Annotated in this window: 15 protein-coding genes; 8 read left to right on the forward strand and 7 right to left on the reverse strand. The window is 70.2% G+C overall.

All coding sequences use genetic code 11. The annotated features are described in order from the left end of the window. Nucleotides 1-8 precede the first annotated feature (8 nt). Together modA and ACLQ2O_RS06245 are read right to left on the reverse strand one after the other, a co-directional pair. Nucleotides 9-827 (reverse strand): molybdate ABC transporter substrate-binding protein, encoded by an 819-nt coding sequence (gene modA, locus ACLQ2O_RS06240; RefSeq protein ID WP_425828111.1) that lies wholly within the window; start codon nucleotides 825-827, stop codon nucleotides 9-11. Then, the gene (locus ACLQ2O_RS06245; RefSeq protein ID WP_425828113.1) at nucleotides 828-1,223 is read right to left on the reverse strand and encodes a TOBE domain-containing protein; all 396 of its coding nucleotides are present in this window, start codon (nucleotides 1,221-1,223) and stop codon (nucleotides 828-830) included. Nucleotides 1,224-1,305: 82 nt separating this feature from the next. Between ACLQ2O_RS06245 and ACLQ2O_RS06250 the strand changes: the two genes are divergently transcribed. Next, nucleotides 1,306-3,273 carry an acyl-CoA dehydrogenase gene (locus ACLQ2O_RS06250; RefSeq protein WP_425828115.1) on the forward strand — a complete coding sequence of 656 codons (1,968 nt, stop codon included), beginning with the start codon at nucleotides 1,306-1,308 and terminating at the stop codon, nucleotides 3,271-3,273. Beyond that, the gene (locus tag ACLQ2O_RS06255; protein WP_425828117.1) at nucleotides 3,266-3,877 is read left to right on the forward strand and encodes a hypothetical protein; all 612 of its coding nucleotides are present in this window, start codon (nucleotides 3,266-3,268) and stop codon (nucleotides 3,875-3,877) included. The genes ACLQ2O_RS06250 and ACLQ2O_RS06255 overlap by 8 nt, the downstream gene beginning before the upstream one ends. A 515-nt stretch (nucleotides 3,878-4,392) precedes the next feature. Here ACLQ2O_RS06255 and ACLQ2O_RS06260 read toward each other — a convergent pair. Continuing rightward, nucleotides 4,393-6,906: a bifunctional FO biosynthesis protein CofGH gene (locus tag ACLQ2O_RS06260; RefSeq protein ID WP_425828119.1), complete on the reverse strand. Its 2,514-nt coding sequence runs from the start codon at nucleotides 6,904-6,906 to the stop codon at nucleotides 4,393-4,395. A 184-nt stretch (nucleotides 6,907-7,090) separates the two neighbouring features. Between ACLQ2O_RS06260 and ACLQ2O_RS06265 the strand changes: the two genes are divergently transcribed. Together ACLQ2O_RS06265 and ACLQ2O_RS06270 are read left to right on the forward strand one after the other, a co-directional pair. Continuing rightward, entirely contained in the window at nucleotides 7,091-7,654 is a 564-nt protein-coding gene (locus ACLQ2O_RS06265; protein WP_425828121.1) for a TetR/AcrR family transcriptional regulator, read from the forward strand. A 136-nt stretch (nucleotides 7,655-7,790) separates the two neighbouring features. Beyond that, complete coding sequence (locus ACLQ2O_RS06270) at nucleotides 7,791-9,308, forward strand: FtsX-like permease family protein (RefSeq protein WP_425828123.1); 1,518 nt, start codon at nucleotides 7,791-7,793, stop codon at nucleotides 9,306-9,308. A gap of 3 nt (nucleotides 9,309-9,311) precedes the next feature. Here the strand turns inward: ACLQ2O_RS06270 and ACLQ2O_RS06275 are convergent, their stop codons facing one another. The 3 genes from ACLQ2O_RS06275 to ACLQ2O_RS06285 form a co-directional block, all read right to left on the reverse strand. After that, complete coding sequence (locus tag ACLQ2O_RS06275) at nucleotides 9,312-10,532, reverse strand: MFS transporter (protein ID WP_425828125.1); 1,221 nt, start codon at nucleotides 10,530-10,532, stop codon at nucleotides 9,312-9,314. Beyond that, a complete protein-coding gene (locus tag ACLQ2O_RS06280) occupies nucleotides 10,529-10,975 on the reverse strand; it encodes a MarR family winged helix-turn-helix transcriptional regulator (protein ID WP_425828127.1) in 447 nt (148 codons plus the stop codon). Before ACLQ2O_RS06280 ends, ACLQ2O_RS06275 begins: the two co-directional genes overlap by 4 nt. Before the next feature lie 77 nt (nucleotides 10,976-11,052). After that, the gene (locus ACLQ2O_RS06285) at nucleotides 11,053-13,506 is read right to left on the reverse strand and encodes an excinuclease ABC subunit UvrA (protein WP_425828129.1); all 2,454 of its coding nucleotides are present in this window, start codon (nucleotides 13,504-13,506) and stop codon (nucleotides 11,053-11,055) included. Between the two features lie 127 nt (nucleotides 13,507-13,633). Between ACLQ2O_RS06285 and ACLQ2O_RS06290 the strand changes: the two genes are divergently transcribed. The 3 genes from ACLQ2O_RS06290 to ACLQ2O_RS06300 are packed head-to-tail and all read left to right on the forward strand — an operon-like array spanning nucleotide 13,634 to nucleotide 16,228. Beyond that, complete coding sequence (locus ACLQ2O_RS06290) at nucleotides 13,634-14,293, forward strand: TetR family transcriptional regulator (protein WP_425829081.1); 660 nt, start codon at nucleotides 13,634-13,636, stop codon at nucleotides 14,291-14,293. After that, a complete protein-coding gene (locus tag ACLQ2O_RS06295; RefSeq protein WP_425828131.1) occupies nucleotides 14,290-15,897 on the forward strand; it encodes an MDR family MFS transporter in 1,608 nt (535 codons plus the stop codon). The genes ACLQ2O_RS06290 and ACLQ2O_RS06295 overlap by 4 nt, the downstream gene beginning before the upstream one ends. A 31-nt stretch (nucleotides 15,898-15,928) precedes the next feature. Then, nucleotides 15,929-16,228, forward strand: coding sequence for a thiamine-binding protein (locus ACLQ2O_RS06300; protein ID WP_344182297.1), 300 nt, complete (start codon nucleotides 15,929-15,931; stop codon nucleotides 16,226-16,228). Here ACLQ2O_RS06300 and ACLQ2O_RS06305 read toward each other — a convergent pair. Next, nucleotides 16,225-16,965 carry an SDR family oxidoreductase gene (locus tag ACLQ2O_RS06305; protein WP_425828134.1) on the reverse strand — a complete coding sequence of 247 codons (741 nt, stop codon included), beginning with the start codon at nucleotides 16,963-16,965 and terminating at the stop codon, nucleotides 16,225-16,227. The two genes, ACLQ2O_RS06300 and ACLQ2O_RS06305, sit on opposite strands and share 4 nt — an antisense overlap. 100 nt (nucleotides 16,966-17,065) lie before the next feature. Between ACLQ2O_RS06305 and ACLQ2O_RS06310 the strand changes: the two genes are divergently transcribed. Next, complete coding sequence (locus tag ACLQ2O_RS06310; protein ID WP_425828136.1) at nucleotides 17,066-17,938, forward strand: helix-turn-helix transcriptional regulator; 873 nt, start codon at nucleotides 17,066-17,068, stop codon at nucleotides 17,936-17,938. Nucleotides 17,939-17,969 lie beyond the last annotated feature (31 nt).

The following is a 17,969-nucleotide window of genomic DNA, read 5'->3' on the forward strand; positions in this document are numbered from 1 at the left end:
CCGCGAGCTCACGCGGCGTCGAAGCCCGCTTCGCTGAGGACCTTCTTGCCGTCGGCCGACAGCACGAAGTCGACGAAGGCCTTGGCGCCGTCGGCGTTCGGGGCCTTGGTCAGCGTGGCGATCGGGTAGTCGTTGACCGCCTGCGCGGACTCGGGGAACGCGATTCCCTCGACCTTGTCCTTCGCGGCCAGTACGTCGGTCTTGTAGACCAGCGCGGCGTCGACCTCACCGAGGCTGACCTTGGTCAGCGCGGCCTTGACGTCCTGCTCGAGGCTGTCCGGCTGCGGCGTCAGCTTGGCCGCGGCGAACACCTTCTGGGCGGCCGCGCCGCACGGCACCTGCTCCGCGCACAGCGCGATCTTGCGGAACTTGTCGGTGAAGTCCTTCAGCCCGGTGATCTTGCCCGGGTTGCCCTTCGGGACCGCGATCTCCAGCACGTTCTTCACGAACGTCGTCGGCGTCCCCTTGTCGGTCACCTGGTCCATGTTCTTCGGTGCCGCCGACGCGAACACGTCGGCCGGAGCCCCTTGGTTGATCTGGGTGGCCAGTGCCGAGCTGCCGGCGAAGTTGAAGACCACCTTGACGCCCGGGTGCGCGGCCTCGAAGTCCTTGCCGAGCTGGGTGAAGGTGCCGGTCAGCGACGCGGCGGCGAAGACGTTCACCGTGCCCGAGACGGTGGCGGTGCTGCTCGCGCCGGCCGACGGGGACGACGCGGACGGCGAGGAGTCCGCCGGGGTGTCGTCGCCGCAGGCGGCCAGGCCGAGCGCGACGACCGCTGTGAGCGAAGCGGCGAGGACACGCCGGGTGGAGCTGGTACGGCGGAACATCTAGACCTCCGGGATCTCGACGACTACGTGGGTGGACTTGATCGAGGCGACGGCGACGACGCCGGGCTCCAGGCCGAGCTCGTCGGCCGCCTCGCGGCTCATCAGCGAGACGACGCGGAACGGCCCGGCCTGCATCTCGACCTGCGCCATCACGCCGTCCTTGACGACGCGGGTGACGATGCCGCGCATCCGGTTCCGGGCCGAGGCGGCGGTCGTCGTACCGGGCTCCGGTGACTCGGCCAGCTCCTGGGCGAACACGGCCAGGGCCCGGCCGTCGACGGCCATCCGCCCGCCCTGCTCGGTGGCCGGGAGCCGCTTGTTGTCGATCCAGCGCCGGACGGTGTCATCACTGACTCCGAGTAGCGCGGCCGCCTCACTGATCCGCAAATTCGGCATGAACGACACTCTAGAGCCGCAAGTGCGGCAACCCACTCTGCTTTTCCGTCCGTTTTCGTAGTTCCCGACATAGGTTTGGTCTATGACCGGGCTGCGGGAGTACTTGGACGGGCCGCACAAGGCCGCACGCGACGTCGTACGGGACGGACTGGCAAGCCACTCCTCCCTGCTGGACGCCGGGCTGCGGCTCGGCAGGGACGAGTACCGCGACGAGGTGCTCCGGACGCTGAAGGAGATGGCCGCCCAGGGACACCCGTCCCGCGGCTTCCCCAAGGAGTACGGCGGCCAGGGCGACCTCGGCGGGTTCATCGCCGGCTTCGAGACGCTCGCGTACGGCGACCTGTCGCTGATGGTGAAGGCCGGCGTCCAGTTCGGCCTGTTCGCCGGCGCGATCCTGCACCTGGGCACCGAGCGGCACCACGACCGGTACCTGGCCGACGCGCTCACCGGCGAACTGCTCGGCTGCTTCGCGATGACCGAGACCGGCCACGGCTCGAACGTCCAGTCGCTGGAGACCACCGCGACGTACGACGAGACGACCGGCGAGTTCGTCGTGCACACCCCGACCGCGTCGGCGCGCAAGGACTACATCGGCAACGCGGCCCGGCACGGGAAACTGGCGGCGGTGTTCGCCCAGCTCGTCGTCGGCGGCGAGACGCACGGCGTGCACTGCCTGCTGGTCCCGATCCGCTCCGGCGACGGCGAGCCGCTGCCCGGCGTGACGCTCAGCGACTGCGGGCCGAAGCTCGGCCTGAACGGCGTGGACAACGGGCGGATCGTCTTCGACCAGGTCCGGGTGCCGCGCGAGGCGCTGCTCGACCGGTATGCGCAGGTCGATGCCGACGGCACCTACCGCAGCGAGATCGAGAACCCGGACCGGCGCTTCTTCACGATGCTCGGCACGCTGGTCCAGGGCCGGGTCTCGATCGGCGGCGCCGCGATCAGCGCGAGCAAGGTCGCGATGACGATCGCCGTCCGGTACGCCGACCAGCGCCGCCAGTTCGGTGCGCCGGGAAGTCCGGACGAGACGCTCCTGCTCGACTACCGGATGCACCAGCGCCGGCTGCTTCCGCAGCTGGCCCGGACCTACGCGATGCACTTCGCCCAGGCCGAGCTGGTCGACAACTTCGCCCGGATCTTCGGCGCCGACGACGGCGCTCCCCGCGACGACAGCGACGGGCGCGGCGGCGGCACCGGTGGCAACGAGCACGACCGGCGCGCGCTGGAGGCCCAGGCGGCCGGGACGAAGGCGCTCGGCACGTGGCACGCGACCGAGGCGATCCAGATGTGCCGCGAGGCGTGCGGCGGCGCGGGGTACCTGTCCGAGAACCGGCTGTCCGTGCTGAAGTCCGACACCGACGTGTTCACCACCTTCGAGGGTGACAACACGGTGCTGCTGCAGTTGGTCGCGAAGGGTCTGCTGACCGACTACCGGCGGTCGTTCGGCGAGCTCGACCCGCTCGGCACCGCGCGGTTCGTCGCCGGGCAGGCCGTCGAGATCGCGGTCGAGAAGACCGCGCTGCGAGGGCTGGTCGAGCGGCTGCGCGACGTCGTACCGAACCGGTCGGACTCCACCGACCCGGATGCCGGGCTGCGGGACGACGACTACCACTCGGGGCTGCTGCGGTTCCGCGAGCAGCACATGCTCGCCGGGGTCGCGCGCCGGCTGAAGGCGGGGATCGACGCCGGCGACGAGGCCTTCGAGGTGTTCAACCGGTGCCAGGACCACGTGATCGCGGCCGGGCGGGCGCACGTCGAGCGGGAGGTGCTGGAGGCGTTCCAGCACGCCGTACAGGCTGCGCCCGAGGGGGAGACCCAGGACCGGCTGAAGGAGCTGTACGACCTGCACGCGCTGGTGACGATCGAGAACGACCGGGCCTGGTTCATGGAGCACGGGCGGCTGTCCGGCCCGCGCTCGAAGGCGATCACGGCGCTGGTGAACGAGCTGTGCGGCCGGATCCGCGGCTACGCGACCGAGCTCGTGGACGCGTTCGGCGTACCGGGCGCGGCGGTCGACGTACCGATGGTTGTACGGTCGCAGCATGAGTGAGCCGCTTGAGCCCGCCTCGGCCGCCGAGGCCGCCCGCGAACTTGCCAAGGTGCTGCTGGCCCAGGCCGACGCCCTTGACCTGCACGATCTCCGGGCCACGACGGCGATCGAGAACGTCCGGATCCAGGCCCGTGCGCTGGCCGACGCGGTGCACGAGCGCGGCTGGGGTGACATCTTCCTCGGGATCGACTCCTACGACCCCGACGAGCTGGACGACGTGCCGCTCGGGCCGGACGACTTCGACGACCCGGCCGACTACCGCGAGCTGGTCGAGGGCGTCGCGGAGCTGGACGAGCCGATGGTCCCGGAGAACGGGCTGCGGCTCAGCTACCAGGCCCGCTACGACTTCGTGGTGACCGACCCGGAGGCGTTCGTCGCCTACGTGCGCAGCCGCGCCGACGAGGCGCAGAACGACGACGTGATCGACGACATCGAGGATGCCCGGTCGGCGTTCGAGCTGCTCGGCTACCTGGACGGCCTGGGCTCCAAGGACTACGACACGGTCGGGCTGAGCCCGGCCGGCGGCGAGGAGTCCCACAAGGTCGTGGAGTTCTCGCTGTGGGACATGGACCCCACGCGGCGCGACGACACCTACCCGTACTGAGTCGAACTCTCTTCCTGTACGGCGATCTGGGCTGTGCCGGTAATCAAGCACGCAAGCTTTTTACTTGTTGCGGCAGGCAACAGCGGTACAGCCTGTGACTACTTGTATACAGTCTGTCGCCTTCTGAAAAGCCAATGCAAATGTTTGATCCGGGGGATGGTCCCGCTCCGGGCTCGCGTGACAACGTTCAGTTGTCGGCGGCGGACGGGTCGCCGGCACAGGCTCTTGGTGGAACCGCGAACTCCCGTCCGCGACCGGAACTGTACCTCCCCTGCCGGCCGCGGAACTGAGTTCAGGCCCACCATCCTTCGGGCCGAACGCCCTCTCGGGGCAGAGCAAGACGCCGGTCGTGCCGCACAGGGCGCCGGTCGCCAGTGAGGTGGTGACCGACGCCCGGCACGATCGGCGTTTTCTCGTCCGGGTGGTACCGGTGCGACTGGGGACCGATACCACCCGGACGAGCCCCCGCCCTTCGGGACGGGGGCCTTCTACGTCTCAGGCGGCCTTCGTACGTCTCAGGCCAGTTCGAGCTCGGTGACCGGGTGCTGCTCGACCTCGCCGTACGTCGTGGTGCGCTGGCGGGCCGGGCGGCCGGCGGCGGTGGCCATCGCGGTGAGCTCCTCGATCGACTTGCGGGAGCCGTGCTTGGAGCCGGCCATCCGGCTGATGGTCTCCTCCATCAGCGTGCCGCCGATGTCGTTGACGCCGCCGTTCAGCACGGCGACGCAGCCGTCGGTGCCGAGCTTGACCCAGGAGCACTGGATGTTGTCGATCCGGCCGTGCAGCATGATCCGGGACATCGCGTGCACCGCGCGGTTCTCGTCGTACGTCGGGCCGGGGCGGGCCACGCCGGCCAGGTAGATCGGCGAGTTGGTGTGGATGAACGGCAGCAGCACGAACTCGGTGAAGCCGCCGGTCTGATCCTGCACCGCCGCGATCGTGCGCAGGTGCTGGACCCAGTGGTGCGGGGAGTCGACGTGGCCGTACATCATCGTGGACGACGACGGCAGCCCGACCTTGTGCGCGGTCGAGATCACCTCGATCCAGCTTGCCGTCGGCAACTTCCCCTTGGTGAGGATCCAGCGCACGTCGTCGTCGAGGATCTCGGCCGCGGTGCCGGGGATGCTGTCCAGCCCGGCCTCCTTGACCGAGATCAGGAACTCCTCGATCGACAGCCCGGTGCGGACCGAGCCGTTCACGATCTCCATCGGCGAGTACGCGTGCACGTGCATCTGCGGGACGCGCTGCTTGACCGCGCGGACGAGGTCGGCGTACGCCGTACCGGGAAGGTCCGGGTGGATGCCGCCCTGCATGCAGACCTCGGTCGCGCCGATCACCCAGGCCTCCTCGGCCCGCTGGGCGACCTCGTCCATCGACAGCGAGTACGCGTCGGCGTCGGTCCGGCGCTGGGCGAACGCGCAGAACCGGCAGCCGGTGTAGCAGACGTTGGTGAAGTTGATGTTCCGGTTCACCACGTAGGTGACGTCGTCGCCGACCACGGCCTTGCGCAGGTCGTCGGCGATCGTCGCGAGCTGGTCGAGCGCCGGACCCGTTGCCGTCATCAACGTCAGCGCCTGGCTGTCGGACAGCCCGGCCGGGTCGCGCTCGGCGGCCGCGAGGGCCTCCTTCACGTCACCGTCGATCCGCTCCGGAGCCTTGCGCTGGGCAACGTCCTCGCGCAGCACGTCCCAGTCGCCGTACGCCGCGTCGAAGTCCGAGCGGGTCTCCGTACGACGCCCTTCGGTGTCGATCGCGGTGTGCAGATCGGTCCGGCCGACCGAGTCCCAGCCGCCGTCCGGCTCTTGCCAGGGCAAACCCTTCGGCATCGCTTCTTCGTTCGCCAGGCCGGTCGCCGGGTCGACGAGCGCCTCGACGTGGTTGATCAGGCGCGGATCGAGCCAGGGCTCGCGCAGGTACTCCGGGTGGGCCGTCAGCCGCTCCCGCAGAGTGAAGCCGGCGTCGGCGGTCAGCTTGGCCAGGTCGTCCAGGTGCGGCCAGGGGCGTTCCGGGTTCACGTGGTCGGGGGTCAGCGGCGAGACGCCGCCGAAGTCGTCGACACCCGCCGCGAGCAGCAGCTTGGCCTCGTCCAGGTCGACCAGGTTCGGCGGGGCCTGGACGCGGGCGCGCGGGCCGAGCACGACCCGGGTCACCGCGATCGCGGCCAGCCACTCGTGCAGCGGGACGTCCTCGTCGTTGCGCATCGCGGTGTCCGGCTTCACCCGGAAGCCCTGGATGATGACCTCCTGGATCCCGCCGTACTGGCGGGCGACGCGACGCAGCGCGAAGACCGAGTCGGCGCGCTCCTCGATCGTCTCGCCGATGCCGATCAGCAGGCCGGTGGTGAACGGCACGTTCGAGCGGCCGGCGTCCTCGAGCACGCGCAGCCGGACCGACGGGTCCTTGTCGGGCGACCCGAAGTGCGGCTGGCCCTTCTCCTCGAACAGCCGCCGTGAGGTCGTCTCCAGCATCATGCCCATGCTCGGCGCGACCGGCTTCAGCCGCTGCAGGTCCTGCCACGACATGACGCCGGGGTTCAGGTGCGGGAGCAGGCCCGTCTCCTCCAGGACCCGGACGGCCATCGCGCGGACGTAGTCGAGGGTGCTGTCGTAGCCCGCCTCGTCCAGCCACTGCTTGGCCGCGTCCCAGCGGTCCTCGGGGGCGTCGCCGAGCGTGAACAGCGCCTCCTTGCAGCCCAGCGCCGCGCCCTGACGGGCGATCTCCAGCACCTCGTCCGGGCTCAGGTACGGCGACTCGACGCGACCCGGCGTGGTCGCGAACGTGCAGTAGTGGCACCGGTCGCGGCACAGCCGGGTCAGCGGGATGAAGACCTTCTTGGAGTACGTGACGATCCCGCTGCGGCCGGCGTCCTCGAGGCCCTGGTCGCGGACCCGGCCTGCCGTCGCCATCAGCTTGTCCAGCGCTTCGCCGGAGGCCGTCAGCAGCACCTCCACCTCAGCCTGGTCCAGGGTCTTGCCGTCGTCCGCACGCTTGAGCGCCCGCCGCATCGCGGTACTGAGAGTGGAGGTCACGGGATCCGAGCCTAGGCGCTCGAACACCCCGGATCTCGCGAAATCCGGGCCGAAAAACAATCAGTACGTCTGTCCTGTTAGGTTGCCGTTTGTGCAGGTCAGTGGCGGTGTAGCGGGGAGTGGCCGGGGTCGCGAGCGCCGGGCGCCGGGCCGTGCTCCGGGCCAGGCACCGGGCCCGAGCGAGGTGCGGCGCGGACGCGGGCCGGGCAGGAGCGACGGGCGGCGGCTGCGGGGCGCGCTGCGCCGGGACGAGCTGCTGCGGGCGACCATCATGGTGGTCGAGCGGGCGGGGGTCGCCGGGGTGAGCCACCGGGCGGTTGCGGCCGAGGCGGGGGTGTCGGTGGCCTCGACGACGTACCACTTCGCGTCGCTCGACGACTTGCTGATCGCTGCGCTGACCGGCGCCGCCGAGGACCTCACCGCCGAGCTGCACGAGCGCGTGAGCGAGCTCGGCGCGCGGCCCGCGGACGAGCTGGCGCGGTTGGTCGAGCACCTGCTCGTCTACCGGCGGGGGCGCACGCTGGCGGCGTACGAGCTGTACCTGCTCGCGGCGCGGCGGCCTGAGCTGCGGGAGGCTGCCGGCGCCTGGTTGCAGCCGCTGACCGAGATCGCCCGGACGTTCACCACCAACCCGCAGAAGGCGAGCCTGCTGGTCGCCGCGCTCGACGGACTCCTGCTGCAATCGCTCGTCCGGGCGAGACCGTTCGATCAGGCTGACGTCGCAGCCCTGCTCGCGTACCTGAGGTAGCGGATCGGTACCGAGCGACAGGAGGTGTGGCCCGGTCTCCGGCATCGCCCCGCCTGGCGCTGGGGGGCCTGGGGCCTTGGGGGCCGACACCTCCTGTCGCTCGGTACCCGGTAGCGCGCGCACTACCTCAGGTCGGGTGCTGTGGCCCGGGTGTGGGCTGATCGGAACAGCGCTGGGCGTCCCGCTCTGCCTGGTCGGCACGTGGGCGCAGTCGACGCTGCTGATCGAGCTGGGCATGCTCCCGCAGTGGTTCGAGGCGCCGTGGATCTGGGGCACGATGTGGGTCGCCGCCTTCGTGGGCGTGGGAACGGCGGTGGTCGGCGCCTTCGCAGCGGCCTGGCGAGCGTCGCGGCTCAGTGCCCTGGAGGCGATCGGGGACCTGCCGCGGACGATGCCGGTGATGACCGGATGGCGGTGGTTCTGGGGGCTGTCCTCGGCTGGGTTCACAGTCGTGATGGTGATCGCCGCACAGGCCGCGGAGGACTTCGTCGCCGGGTTGCTGATCGCGCTGGTGGTGATGATCAGCGGGTCGGTCGCACTGAGCCAGCTGAGTCCGGTCGTCGTACCGGTGGCCGGCCGCCTGCCGGCGTTGGTGCTGCGCGGTTCGGTGGTCACGGATCTCGCGAAGGCCGGCGTCCTGCACGCCGTACGGCGAAGTGCCGCGACCGCGGCGCCGTTGATCGTGCTGGTGGGGTTGCTCGCCGGGTTGTGGGGCACGTTCGGGTCGCTGGCCAAGGCAGTGGGGGAGGAGCAGCGGCAGCTGATCTCGGCGGACCTGGTCGTTGAGGGGTCGGTCGAGCCGGCTGAGGGGATCGCGGCGGCGTCGGAGCAGACGACGGTGCCGATGACGGTCGTGGGGAGGAAGAAGGCGACAAGGTACTCGGAAGCGGTCGGGATCGATCCGGCGGCGTACCAACGCACACACGCGTTGCGGCCGCGCAAGGGCTCGCTGGACAAGTTGTCGGGGGCAACGATCGCGATCGGGCCGGGGATGGCGGTCGAGGGGTACAAGCTCGGGGAGGTGCTGACGGCGACGATCGGGGGCAAGCGGCTGCCGTTGACGGTGGTCGCGATCATGCCGGAGACGTTGGACGTGACGGAGAACTTCTTTGTGCCGAAGGGATTGACCGAGGGTTTGGGGGGTTCTACGGAGACCTTGGTCAAGGTGAATCCTGGTGCTGACTTGAAGGGACTGGGCGGCAGGTCCGTGGAGGAGTGGGCTGAGGACAAGGCCGCCGTCGAGCAGCGGGACGACACGGGGATCTTCGTGGTTCTTATGGGCCTCGCCGGAATCTACGCGGCCGTTGCCGTGGTCAACGCCGTGGTGATGGCGGCGGCCGAGCGGCGGCGGGAGTTCGCGCTGGCGCGGATGGCCGGGCTGACCCGTCGGCAGGTCGTGGGAATCGCGACGGTGGAGTCGCTCACGGTCGTCGTGGTCGGCGTCCTGCTGGGCGGCGTTGTCGCGGGAGCCGCGATGGCGGGGATCGCTGCCGGGACCGCGCAGATGTTCGGCGTCGTGGTGGTCGCCGTGCCGTGGCGACTGCTCGGGATCATCCTCGCGGGCTCACTCGCCGTCGTCGGCGGTACGGCGGCGCTCACCGCCTGGACCACGACCAGGTTCAACCCGGTCGTGGTCCTCGGCGGCAGGCAGTGACCCTCAGGCGTCGGCGACGGTGATCGCCTCGGCCTCGGTCCGGGAGTGCGACGACGGGATCCGCAGGTGGGCGAGCGGCTTCCAGCCGGTGGCCAGCGCGCCGACCGCCAGGACGACGGCGAAAGCGCCGACGTAGAAGGGCAGCTGGACGTTGACCTCCTCGCCGAGCTTGCCGGCCAGCCACGGTGCGACCGCGCCGCCGGAGAAGCGGACGAAGCTGTACGCCGCGGACGCCGTACCGCGCTCGACCGGCGCCGCGCCCATCACGGCCTCGGTGATCAGCGTGTTGTTCACGCCGAGGAACAGCCCGGCCACGACCACGCCGACCGCGAGCACGTGCGGGTGGTGGGCGTAGACGCCCATCACGGCCAGGTCGGCGGCGAACAGCAGCAGCGCGGACATGATCACGGGCAGCGTGCCGAAGTGGCGTTGCAGCCACGGCGCCGCGAAGACCGAGGTGAGCGCGAGCCCGATGCCCCAGCCGAAGAAGATCAGGCCGATCTGCCGGGCCGACATCGCCAGCGGGAACGGGGTGAACGCGAGCAGCGTGAAGAAGCCGAAGTTGTACAGCAGCGCGGTCACGGCGACGGTGGCCAGCGACCGGTGCCGCAACGCCTTCAGCGGTTCGAGGATCGACGTACGGCGCGGAGCCGGCGGCGAGGCGGGCAGCAGGAACGCGGTCGCGGCGAGCGCGATCGTCATCAGGACGGCGACGCCGAAGAACGGGCCGCGCCAGGAGATCGTGCCGAGCTCACCGCCGACCAGCGGGCCGGCCGCGATGCCGACGCCGAGCGCCGCCTCGTACAGGATGATCGCCTCGGCGACCGAGCCGGCCGCGGAGTTCACGATGGTGGCCAGGGCGGTCGCGATGAACAACGCGTTGCCCAGGCCCCAGCCGGCCCGGAAGGCGACGATGGCGCCGATCGAGTTGGACAGGCCGGCCAGCGCGCTGAACACCACGATGATCGCGAGACCGATCAGCAGAGTGCGCTTCGCGCCGATCCGGCTGGAGACCGCGCCGGTGATCAGCATCGCGACGCCGATCACCGCCATGTAGCTGGTGAACAGCAGCGACACCTGCGACGGGCTGGCGTGCAACTGCTCGGCGATCGGCTTGAGGATCGGGTCGACCAGGCCGATGCCCATGAATGCGATCACACAGGCGAAGGCGACGGCCCAGACGGACTTGGGTTGCTTGAGGAACGAGCTGCTGTTGCTGCTCACCGGGGGGACTCCTCCAACGGTTCTAGGGTGAGGATCTTGTGCAGGACGGTGACCGCGGCCTCCAGGGTGGCGAGGTCTTCGGCGGGGAGCTGGACCAGCCGTTGGGCAATGGCCGCACCGGCTTCGCGGCGGGCGTGGTTGAGCTCCGCACGGCCGGCGTCGGTGAGGCTGATCAGGCTGGCCCGGGAGTCGGCCGGGTCGGGCTCGCGCCGGACCCACCCGCTCTCTTCCTGCCGCTGCACCAGCGTCGACATCGTCGGCTGCGAGCAGCGGTCGGCCTTGGCGAGCTCGCTGATCCGGGTCGGCCCGAGCTCGTCGAGCCGGCCGAGCAGGCGCATCGCCGCGTGCGGCAGCGCGCTGACGTCCCGGCTGGCCAGACGGGTCAACCGGGCCGACGCCACCACCACGTCGACGCCGAGCTTGGAAAGGTCAGTCGCGATCACGTCCTCAATATTACATAGGAATGCTATGTTTTTCCAGTGAGGCTTGTGCGCCCGGCAGACCGGCTCCGGCTGAGCGGCTAGCGGGCGAGGTAGCGGCCGGTCACGCTGGCCGGGACCGAGGGCAGCAGTTGCGGAGTGGTCGCGGCGACGATGCGGCCGCCGTGTTCGCCGCCTCCTGGGCCCAGGTCGATGACGTGGTCGGCGTTCGCGATCATGTCGAGGTCGTGCTCGATGACGATCACCGTGGCGCCGGCGGTGATCAGGCGGTCGAGGACCGTGAGCAGGACGCGGATGTCGGCGGGGTGCAGGCCGACGCTCGGTTCGTCGAAGATGAACAGCGTGCCCTGCTGCGGCTTCTCCAGGTCGGCGATGAGCTTGAGCCTCTGGGCTTCACCGCCGGACAGCGCGGGGGTCGCCTCGCCGAGCATGAGGTAGCCGAGGCCGACCTCGTCGAGGGTGCGGAGCCGGGCCTGCAGCTTGCGGAGCTTCGGGAAGTGCTGACGGGCCTCGGTGACGGTCAGCGCGAGGGTGGCGGCGATCGTCAGGCCGTCGAGGGTGACGGCGTCCGCGGCGGGGCTGTAGCGGGTGCCGCCGCACAGCGGGCACGGGATCTCGACGTCGGGCAGGAACTGTACGTCGAGGGAGATCTGCCCGGTGCCCTCGCACTGCGGGCACCGCAGGCTTCCGGTGTTGTAGGAGAAGTCAGCCGCGCTCAGCTCGGAGGACTCCCGGGCGAAGGCGCGGCGGAGCTCGTCCAGGATTCCGCTGTACGTCGCCACGGTGGATCGCACGTTCCGCCCGATCGGCGTCGCATCGACGACCGCGACCCGCTGCACGCCGTCGGACTCCAGCGAGCGCACGTGCGCGGGCAGCAGGCGTTCGTCGTACCGGGCAGTGAGTGCGGCCGCGAGGCTGTCCAGGACGAGCGTGGTCTTGCCGGACCCGCTCACGCCGGTCACCGCGGTGAGGCGCTTGAGCGGGAAGTCGACCTCCATCGGGTGGAGGGTGAAGCGCGGACCGGTCGTGAGGCGGATCCGGCCGTGCTCGAAAGCGTCGTCCACCCGGGGCCGGACGACCGAGGGCTCGCGGCCGCTCAGGAAGCCGCCGATCAGCGACACCGGCGACGCCTCGAGCTCGGCAACCTTGCCGGTGGCAACTACCTCGCCGCCCAGGGAACCGGCGCCGGGGCCGATCTCGATCAGCCAGTCCGCGTGCCGCAGGACCCGGACGTCGTGGTCGACCAGGACGACCGAGTTGCCGGTCTCGATCAGCCGGCGGGCGACCTGCATCAGCGCGTCGATGTTGCTCGGGTGGAGCCCGATCGACGGCTCGTCGAGCACGTAGAGCAGTCCGGTCGCGCTGCTGCGCAGGGTCCGGCTGAGCTGCACGCGTTGCAGCTCGCCGGTCGACAGCGTCCGGGAGGCACGGCCGAGGGAGAGGTAACCGAGCCCGAGGCCGAGCAGGTGATCGGCGTTGGCGGTGAACGCCTCGACGATCTGCTCGGCCATCCTCCGCAGGTCGGCCGCGAGTGACGACGCGAGAGCGCGGACGAACTCGGTGGCGCGATCGAGGGTCCACGTCGACAGGACGTCCAGCGTGACGCCGTTCAGCGGTACCGACCGGGCACGTTCGTTGAGCCGGGACCCACCGCAGGCAGGGCATTCGGCGACGTGGACGAACCGGTCGAGCCGCGTCACAGCCTTCTCGCTCTGCGCGTTGCCGAGCGCGTCCTCGATCACCCGGTTGGCGTTGCGGTACGTCGCGTTGAGCTCGAACGCGTTGCCCTTCTTGCTCGCCACGACCACGACCCGCGAGGTCTCGTCGCCGCGCAGCACGATCTCGCGCTCGGCCGGCGTCAGCTCCCGGAACGGGACGTCGGTCCGCACACCCAGCTGAGCGACCACCTGCGGAAGCAGCCCGGCCCCGAAGGAGCCCCAGGCCGCGACGGCACCTTGCTCGATCGAGAGCGACTCGTCCGGTACGAGGGACCGCTGGTCGATCTGCCGGGTCTCGCCCGTCCCCGCGCAGGTCTCGCAGGCGCCGTCGGAGTTGAACGCGAACTCCTCCGCGCCGGGCGCGGCGAACCGCTCGTGACAGATCGGGCAGGTCGCGTGCCCGGTCGAGGCGATCTCGATGGTCGGCGGGACGGCGTGGCCGTTCGGGCAGCGGTGCACGCCGAGCCGCGAGTACATCAGCCGCAACGAGTTGAGCAGCTCGGTCGCCGTACCGAACGTGCTGCGAACCCCCGGTACGACGGGCCGCTGGCGCAACGCGATCGCCGCCGGTACGCCGTCCACCGCGTCGACGTCGGCCCTCGCCGCCTGGGACAAGCGGCGACGGGTGTACGTCGACAGGGCCTCCAGGTAGCGGCGGGAGCCTTCGGCGTACAGGACGCCGAGCGCGAGCGAGGACTTGCCCGAACCGGACACCCCCGTCAGCGCGACGAGCTGCCGCAGCGGTACGTCGACGCTCACGTCCTTCAGGTTGTGCACCCGCGCGCCCCGCACCGAGACCTGCTCGCCCCATCGCATGGGCTCATCGTAGGGAGCGGGGATGAAACGATCGGATGAACACGGAGAGTAGTGAGTGCGTGACTGCAAGATTGCAGTGACAAATAGTTTGCATGGTGTGCAAGTTCGTGTCACCGTTGTTCCCGTGATGCAGACCGAGGACGTCGCGGCCACCGGTGGCCGGCGCGAGCGCAAGAAGCGGGAGACCCGGTTGGCCCTGGCCGCCGCGGCCCTGCGGCTGGCGGTCGAGAAGGGGCCGGACAACGTCACGGTCGAGGAGATCAGCGAGGCCGCGGACGTGTCCGTGCGGACCTTCTTCAACTACTTCCCGCACAAGGAGCACGCGATCCTCGGGCGGGACCCCGAAGACCTCGAGCGCTCGCTGAACCGGCTGCGCGAGGCGGCGCCGGAGCAGTCGCCGCTGACGATGCTGCGGGTGCTGGTCAGTCAGGCGCTGGAGGACTTCGGCGACAAGGCCGTCGACGCCAAGGAACGGTTCGAGCTGGTCGGCCGGTCGCCGGCGCTGCTGGCGCAGTTCGTCCTGCTCGGGGCCGAGGACGAGCGGGCATTGTCCGCTGCCCTCGCCGAGCGGATGGGCGAGCCCCCGGCCTCGCTGAAGCCGGCGCTGCTGGTCGGCGCCGTCACCACCGCCGTTCGGGTCGCGGCGGAGAAACAGAAGCTTGCGGGCGGGCACGAGGTGCCCGGCCTGACCGCGCTGGTCGACGAGGCGTTCGCGCTTCTGGCCGACGGTCTGGACCCCGCGTACGACAGAGAAGTTCTCTCACGACACCAGGAAGGTCAGTCATGACAACGACCTCTTCGCCCAACCCGGCCGACCCGGCGGGCGAGGTCACCCCGCCGGAGGTGGCCGCCGCCGAGGTGGCGGCGCTCACCCCGCGGCAGACCGTGCAGGCCATCTCCGGCCTGATGATGGGCATGTTCGTGGCGATCCTGGCCGGCACCGTGGTGTCGACCGCGCTGCCGCGGATCATTCACGACCTGGGGGCGAGCCAGTCGTCGTACACCTGGGTCGTCACCCTCGAGCTGCTGGCGATGACGGCCACCGTGCCGTTGTGGGGCAAGCTCGCCGACCTCTACAACAACAAGCTGCTCGTCCAGCTGTCGCTGGGCTTCTTCGTGATCGGTTCGCTGGTGGCCGGCTTCGCCCCGAACATCGAGGTGCTGCTGGGCAGCCGGGTGCTGCAGGGTCTGGGCGCCGGCGGTCTGACCGCGCTGGTGCAGATCGTGATGGCCGCGATCATCCCGCCGCGTGAGCTCGGCCGGTACTCCGGCATCTTCGGCGCGATCTTCGCCTCGGCGACGGTCGGCGGACCGCTGCTCGGTGGCTTCCTGGTCGACTCGCCGCTGGGCTGGCGGGCCTGCTTCCTGGTCGGCGTACCGTTCGTGATCGCGGCGATCATCCTGCTGCAGCGCACGCTGAAGCTCCCGACCGTACGGCGTGAGGTGAAGATCGACTGGTGGGGCGCGTTCCTGATCACCGCCGGGGTGAGCACGCTGCTGGTCTGGTCGTCGTTCGCCGGCAACAGGTTCGACTGGGCGTCCGGCTGGAGCTTCCTGCTGGTCGGCGCGGCCCTGGCCGCGCTCGTGGCCGCGGTGCTGGTCGAGCGCAAGCACCCCGAGCCGATCATCCCGATGGACCTGTTCCGCAACCGCACGGTGACGCTGGCGATCGTGGCCAGCGCGCTGGTCGGGGTGGCCATGTTCGGCGGCTCGGTGTTCTTGGCGCAGTACTTCCAGATCGCGCAGGGCTACTCGCCGACCAAGGCCGGCCTGATGAGCCTGCCGATGATCCTGGGCATGATGGTCGCCTCGACGATCGCCGGTGGCCTGATCACCAAGTACGGCAAGTGGAAGATCTACCTGGTCGTCGGCAGCGTGCTGCTGCCGATCGGCCTGGCCCTGTTCGGCACGATCGACGCGCACACCTCGAAGTACCTGCTGTGGGCGTTCATGATCGTGCTCGGCGTCGGCATCGGCCTGGTGATGCAGAACCTGGTGCTCGCCGCGCAGAACGACGTACCGGCGCGTGAGCTGGGTGCGGCCACCTCGTCGGTCAGCTTCTTCCGCAGCATGGGCGGCACGATCGGTGTCAGCGTGCTCGGCGCGATCCTGGCCAACAAGGTCACCGAGACGCTGAACCCGGGCGGTGCCTCGTCCGGTGGCGGTAGCGCGGTGCCGAACATCGCCGAGCTGCCCGAAGAGGCCCGGGCCGTCGTCGAGAACGCGTACGGCATGGCGACCGCGGACCTGTTCATGATGTCGGTGCCGTTCGCGGTGCTGGCGCTGGTCGCGGTGCTGTTCATCAAGGAGAAGCCGCTGATGACCACCAGCGGGGCCGAGCGCCGCGCGGAGGAAGAGGCGCGCGAGAAGGTCGTCCAGGACAACGTCTGATCCCTTGGGCCGGGCTGGTTAGCCTGGGGGCATGATCGTTGCCTTCAGTATCAGCCCGGCCGCCGGGGACGAGACCGGTGGCGTGAGCGAGGCGGTCGCCGAGGCGATCCGCGTCGTCCGCGCCTCCGGCCTGCCGAACGAGACCAACGCGATGTTCACCAACCTCGAGGGCGAGTGGGACGAGGTGATGGCGGTGGTCAAGCAGGCCGTCGACGCCGTCGCCGCGGTCTCGCCGCGGGTCAGCCTGGTGCTCAAGGCCGACATTCGGCCGGGCTACACCGGCCAGCTGACCGCCAAGGTCGAGCGCCTGGAGCAAGCTCTCGGCGACTAGTGGCTGTTGAGGGCCGCGAGCGTTTCGTCGTACCGGTTCTCCCGCTCGGCGTTGCGCAGGAACTTCACCCGCTCGACCAGGATCTCGCGGGCGTCGGGCTGGTCGGTGAACAGCTGCACCGACTCGTCGAGGTACTCATCGAGCGGCATCCACTCCGGGTCCGGCGTGACGCCGAGCAGGTCGGTCTGCACGGCCGGAGGAACCAGCTCGATCACCTGCACCCCGGATTCGGCCAGCTGCGAGCGCAGGCTCTCGGTGTAGCTGTGCACCGCGGCCTTCGTCGCGTTGTACGTCGGCGTCATGGTCAGCGGCGTGAACGCCAGCCCGGACGAGACCGTGACGATCGTGGCGTCCGGCCGGCCGATCAGGAACGGCGTGAACGCGGTCAGCGTGCGGATCGTACCGAGCAGGTTGATCTCGACCGTCTGCTCGGCCACGGCCAGGTGCGCCGGGTCGCGCAGGTCCTCGGGGCGCATCACACCCGCCATCGTGATCAGCACGTTCGTCTCCGGCCACCGCGTGCTGACGGTCCCGTACGCCGAAGCGATCGACGCCGGGTCGGCGACGTCCAGCTCGACCGTGCCGAAGCCCTCCTCGGCGGCGAGCCGGTCGAGCAGCTCCTTGCGCCGCCCACTGATCACCACGGTGTTGCCGAGGTCCCGGAACCGGCGGGCCAGCCCGAGGCCGATGCCCGAGGTGCCGCCGGTCATGAAGATCGTGTTGCCTGTCGTTTTCATGGCTCCAGCCTTGGGCGCCCGGGCCGCCGTAACCAGGCTGAGCTCAACCACTGCTCGGCAAGCAGTGGTTGGCGTTGCGCCGGCCTGAGACTCTGGGTTCATGGAGTACGGCGATCTGTCCGACTTCCTGCGCAAGCGCCGGGAAGCCCTGCAACCCGAGGACGTCGGGATGCCCCGCGGCCGGCGGCGCCGGACGCCGGGACTGCGGCGTGAGGAGGTCGCGTCGCTCGCGTCGATGTCGACCGACTACTACAGCCGCCTCGAAGGGGGCCGTGGGCCACAACCGTCGGTCGACATGCTCGGCGCGATCGCCCGCGCGCTGCGGCTGACGCTGGAGGAGCGCGACCACCTGTTCGTGCTCGCCGGGCACGGGACGCCGCCGCGGACCACGCGGGCCTGCCACGTCGACCCGGGCATGCTGCGGATCATGGACCGGCTGCAGGACACCCCCGCGCTGCTGGTCAACCGGTGCGGCGAGACGCTCGCGCAGACCCCGGCGCACGTCGCGTTCGCCGGTGAGCAGACCAATCGCGAGGGGATGGACCGCAGCGAGATCTACCGCTGGTTCGCCGACCCGGGCAGCCGGGCGCTGTACCGGGAGCCGGACCGGTCGAACCACAGCCGGATGCTGGTCTCGATGCTCCGCGCGGTGGTCACCGCCGACGGCCCGAAGTCGTACGCCGCCTCGATCGTGCGGGGGCTGCAGAAGGTCAGCCCCGAGTTCACCGAGCTGTGGGAGCGGCACGAGGTCGGCGTGATGCACAGCCGGACCAAGCTGTTCAACCACTCGGTGGTCGGCGAGCTCGAGCTGTACTGCGAGGTGATCGACAACCGCGACCAGCAGCAGACGCTGATCGTGTTCACCGCGGAGCCGGGCAGCGAGAGCGCCGAACGACTACGCCTGCTGACGGTGCTGGGGACTAACGAAGGAAACTTCTGGAAAGGGCTTGTCGAGGCTAAAACTGAAAGTTAGTTTAAGCCTTGAATTTTCCTCGGAAAGGACC

The organism is Kribbella sp. DT2 (genome assembly GCF_049844575.1).
Taxonomy (GTDB): domain Bacteria; phylum Actinomycetota; class Actinomycetes; order Propionibacteriales; family Kribbellaceae; genus Kribbella.

What these genes read in the sequence shown, in the direction of transcription:
- modA (WP_425828111.1), bottom strand. Translation starts at nt 827, where the DNA reads ATGTTCCGCCGTACCAGCTCCACCCGGCGTGTCCTCGCCGCTTCGCTC.
- ACLQ2O_RS06245 (WP_425828113.1), bottom strand. Translation starts at nt 1,223, where the DNA reads ATGCCGAATTTGCGGATCAGTGAGGCGGCCGCGCTACTCGGAGTCAGT.
- ACLQ2O_RS06250 (WP_425828115.1), top strand. Translation starts at nt 1,306, where the DNA reads ATGACCGGGCTGCGGGAGTACTTGGACGGGCCGCACAAGGCCGCACGC.
- ACLQ2O_RS06255 (WP_425828117.1), top strand. Translation starts at nt 3,266, where the DNA reads ATGAGTGAGCCGCTTGAGCCCGCCTCGGCCGCCGAGGCCGCCCGCGAA.
- ACLQ2O_RS06285 (WP_425828129.1), bottom strand. Translation starts at nt 13,506, where the DNA reads ATGCGATGGGGCGAGCAGGTCTCGGTGCGGGGCGCGCGGGTGCACAAC.
- ACLQ2O_RS06290 (WP_425829081.1), top strand. Translation starts at nt 13,634, where the DNA reads ATGCAGACCGAGGACGTCGCGGCCACCGGTGGCCGGCGCGAGCGCAAG.
- ACLQ2O_RS06295 (WP_425828131.1), top strand. Translation starts at nt 14,290, where the DNA reads ATGACAACGACCTCTTCGCCCAACCCGGCCGACCCGGCGGGCGAGGTC.
- ACLQ2O_RS06300 (WP_344182297.1), top strand. Translation starts at nt 15,929, where the DNA reads ATGATCGTTGCCTTCAGTATCAGCCCGGCCGCCGGGGACGAGACCGGT.
- ACLQ2O_RS06305 (WP_425828134.1), bottom strand. Translation starts at nt 16,965, where the DNA reads ATGAAAACGACAGGCAACACGATCTTCATGACCGGCGGCACCTCGGGC.
- ACLQ2O_RS06310 (WP_425828136.1), top strand. Translation starts at nt 17,066, where the DNA reads ATGGAGTACGGCGATCTGTCCGACTTCCTGCGCAAGCGCCGGGAAGCC.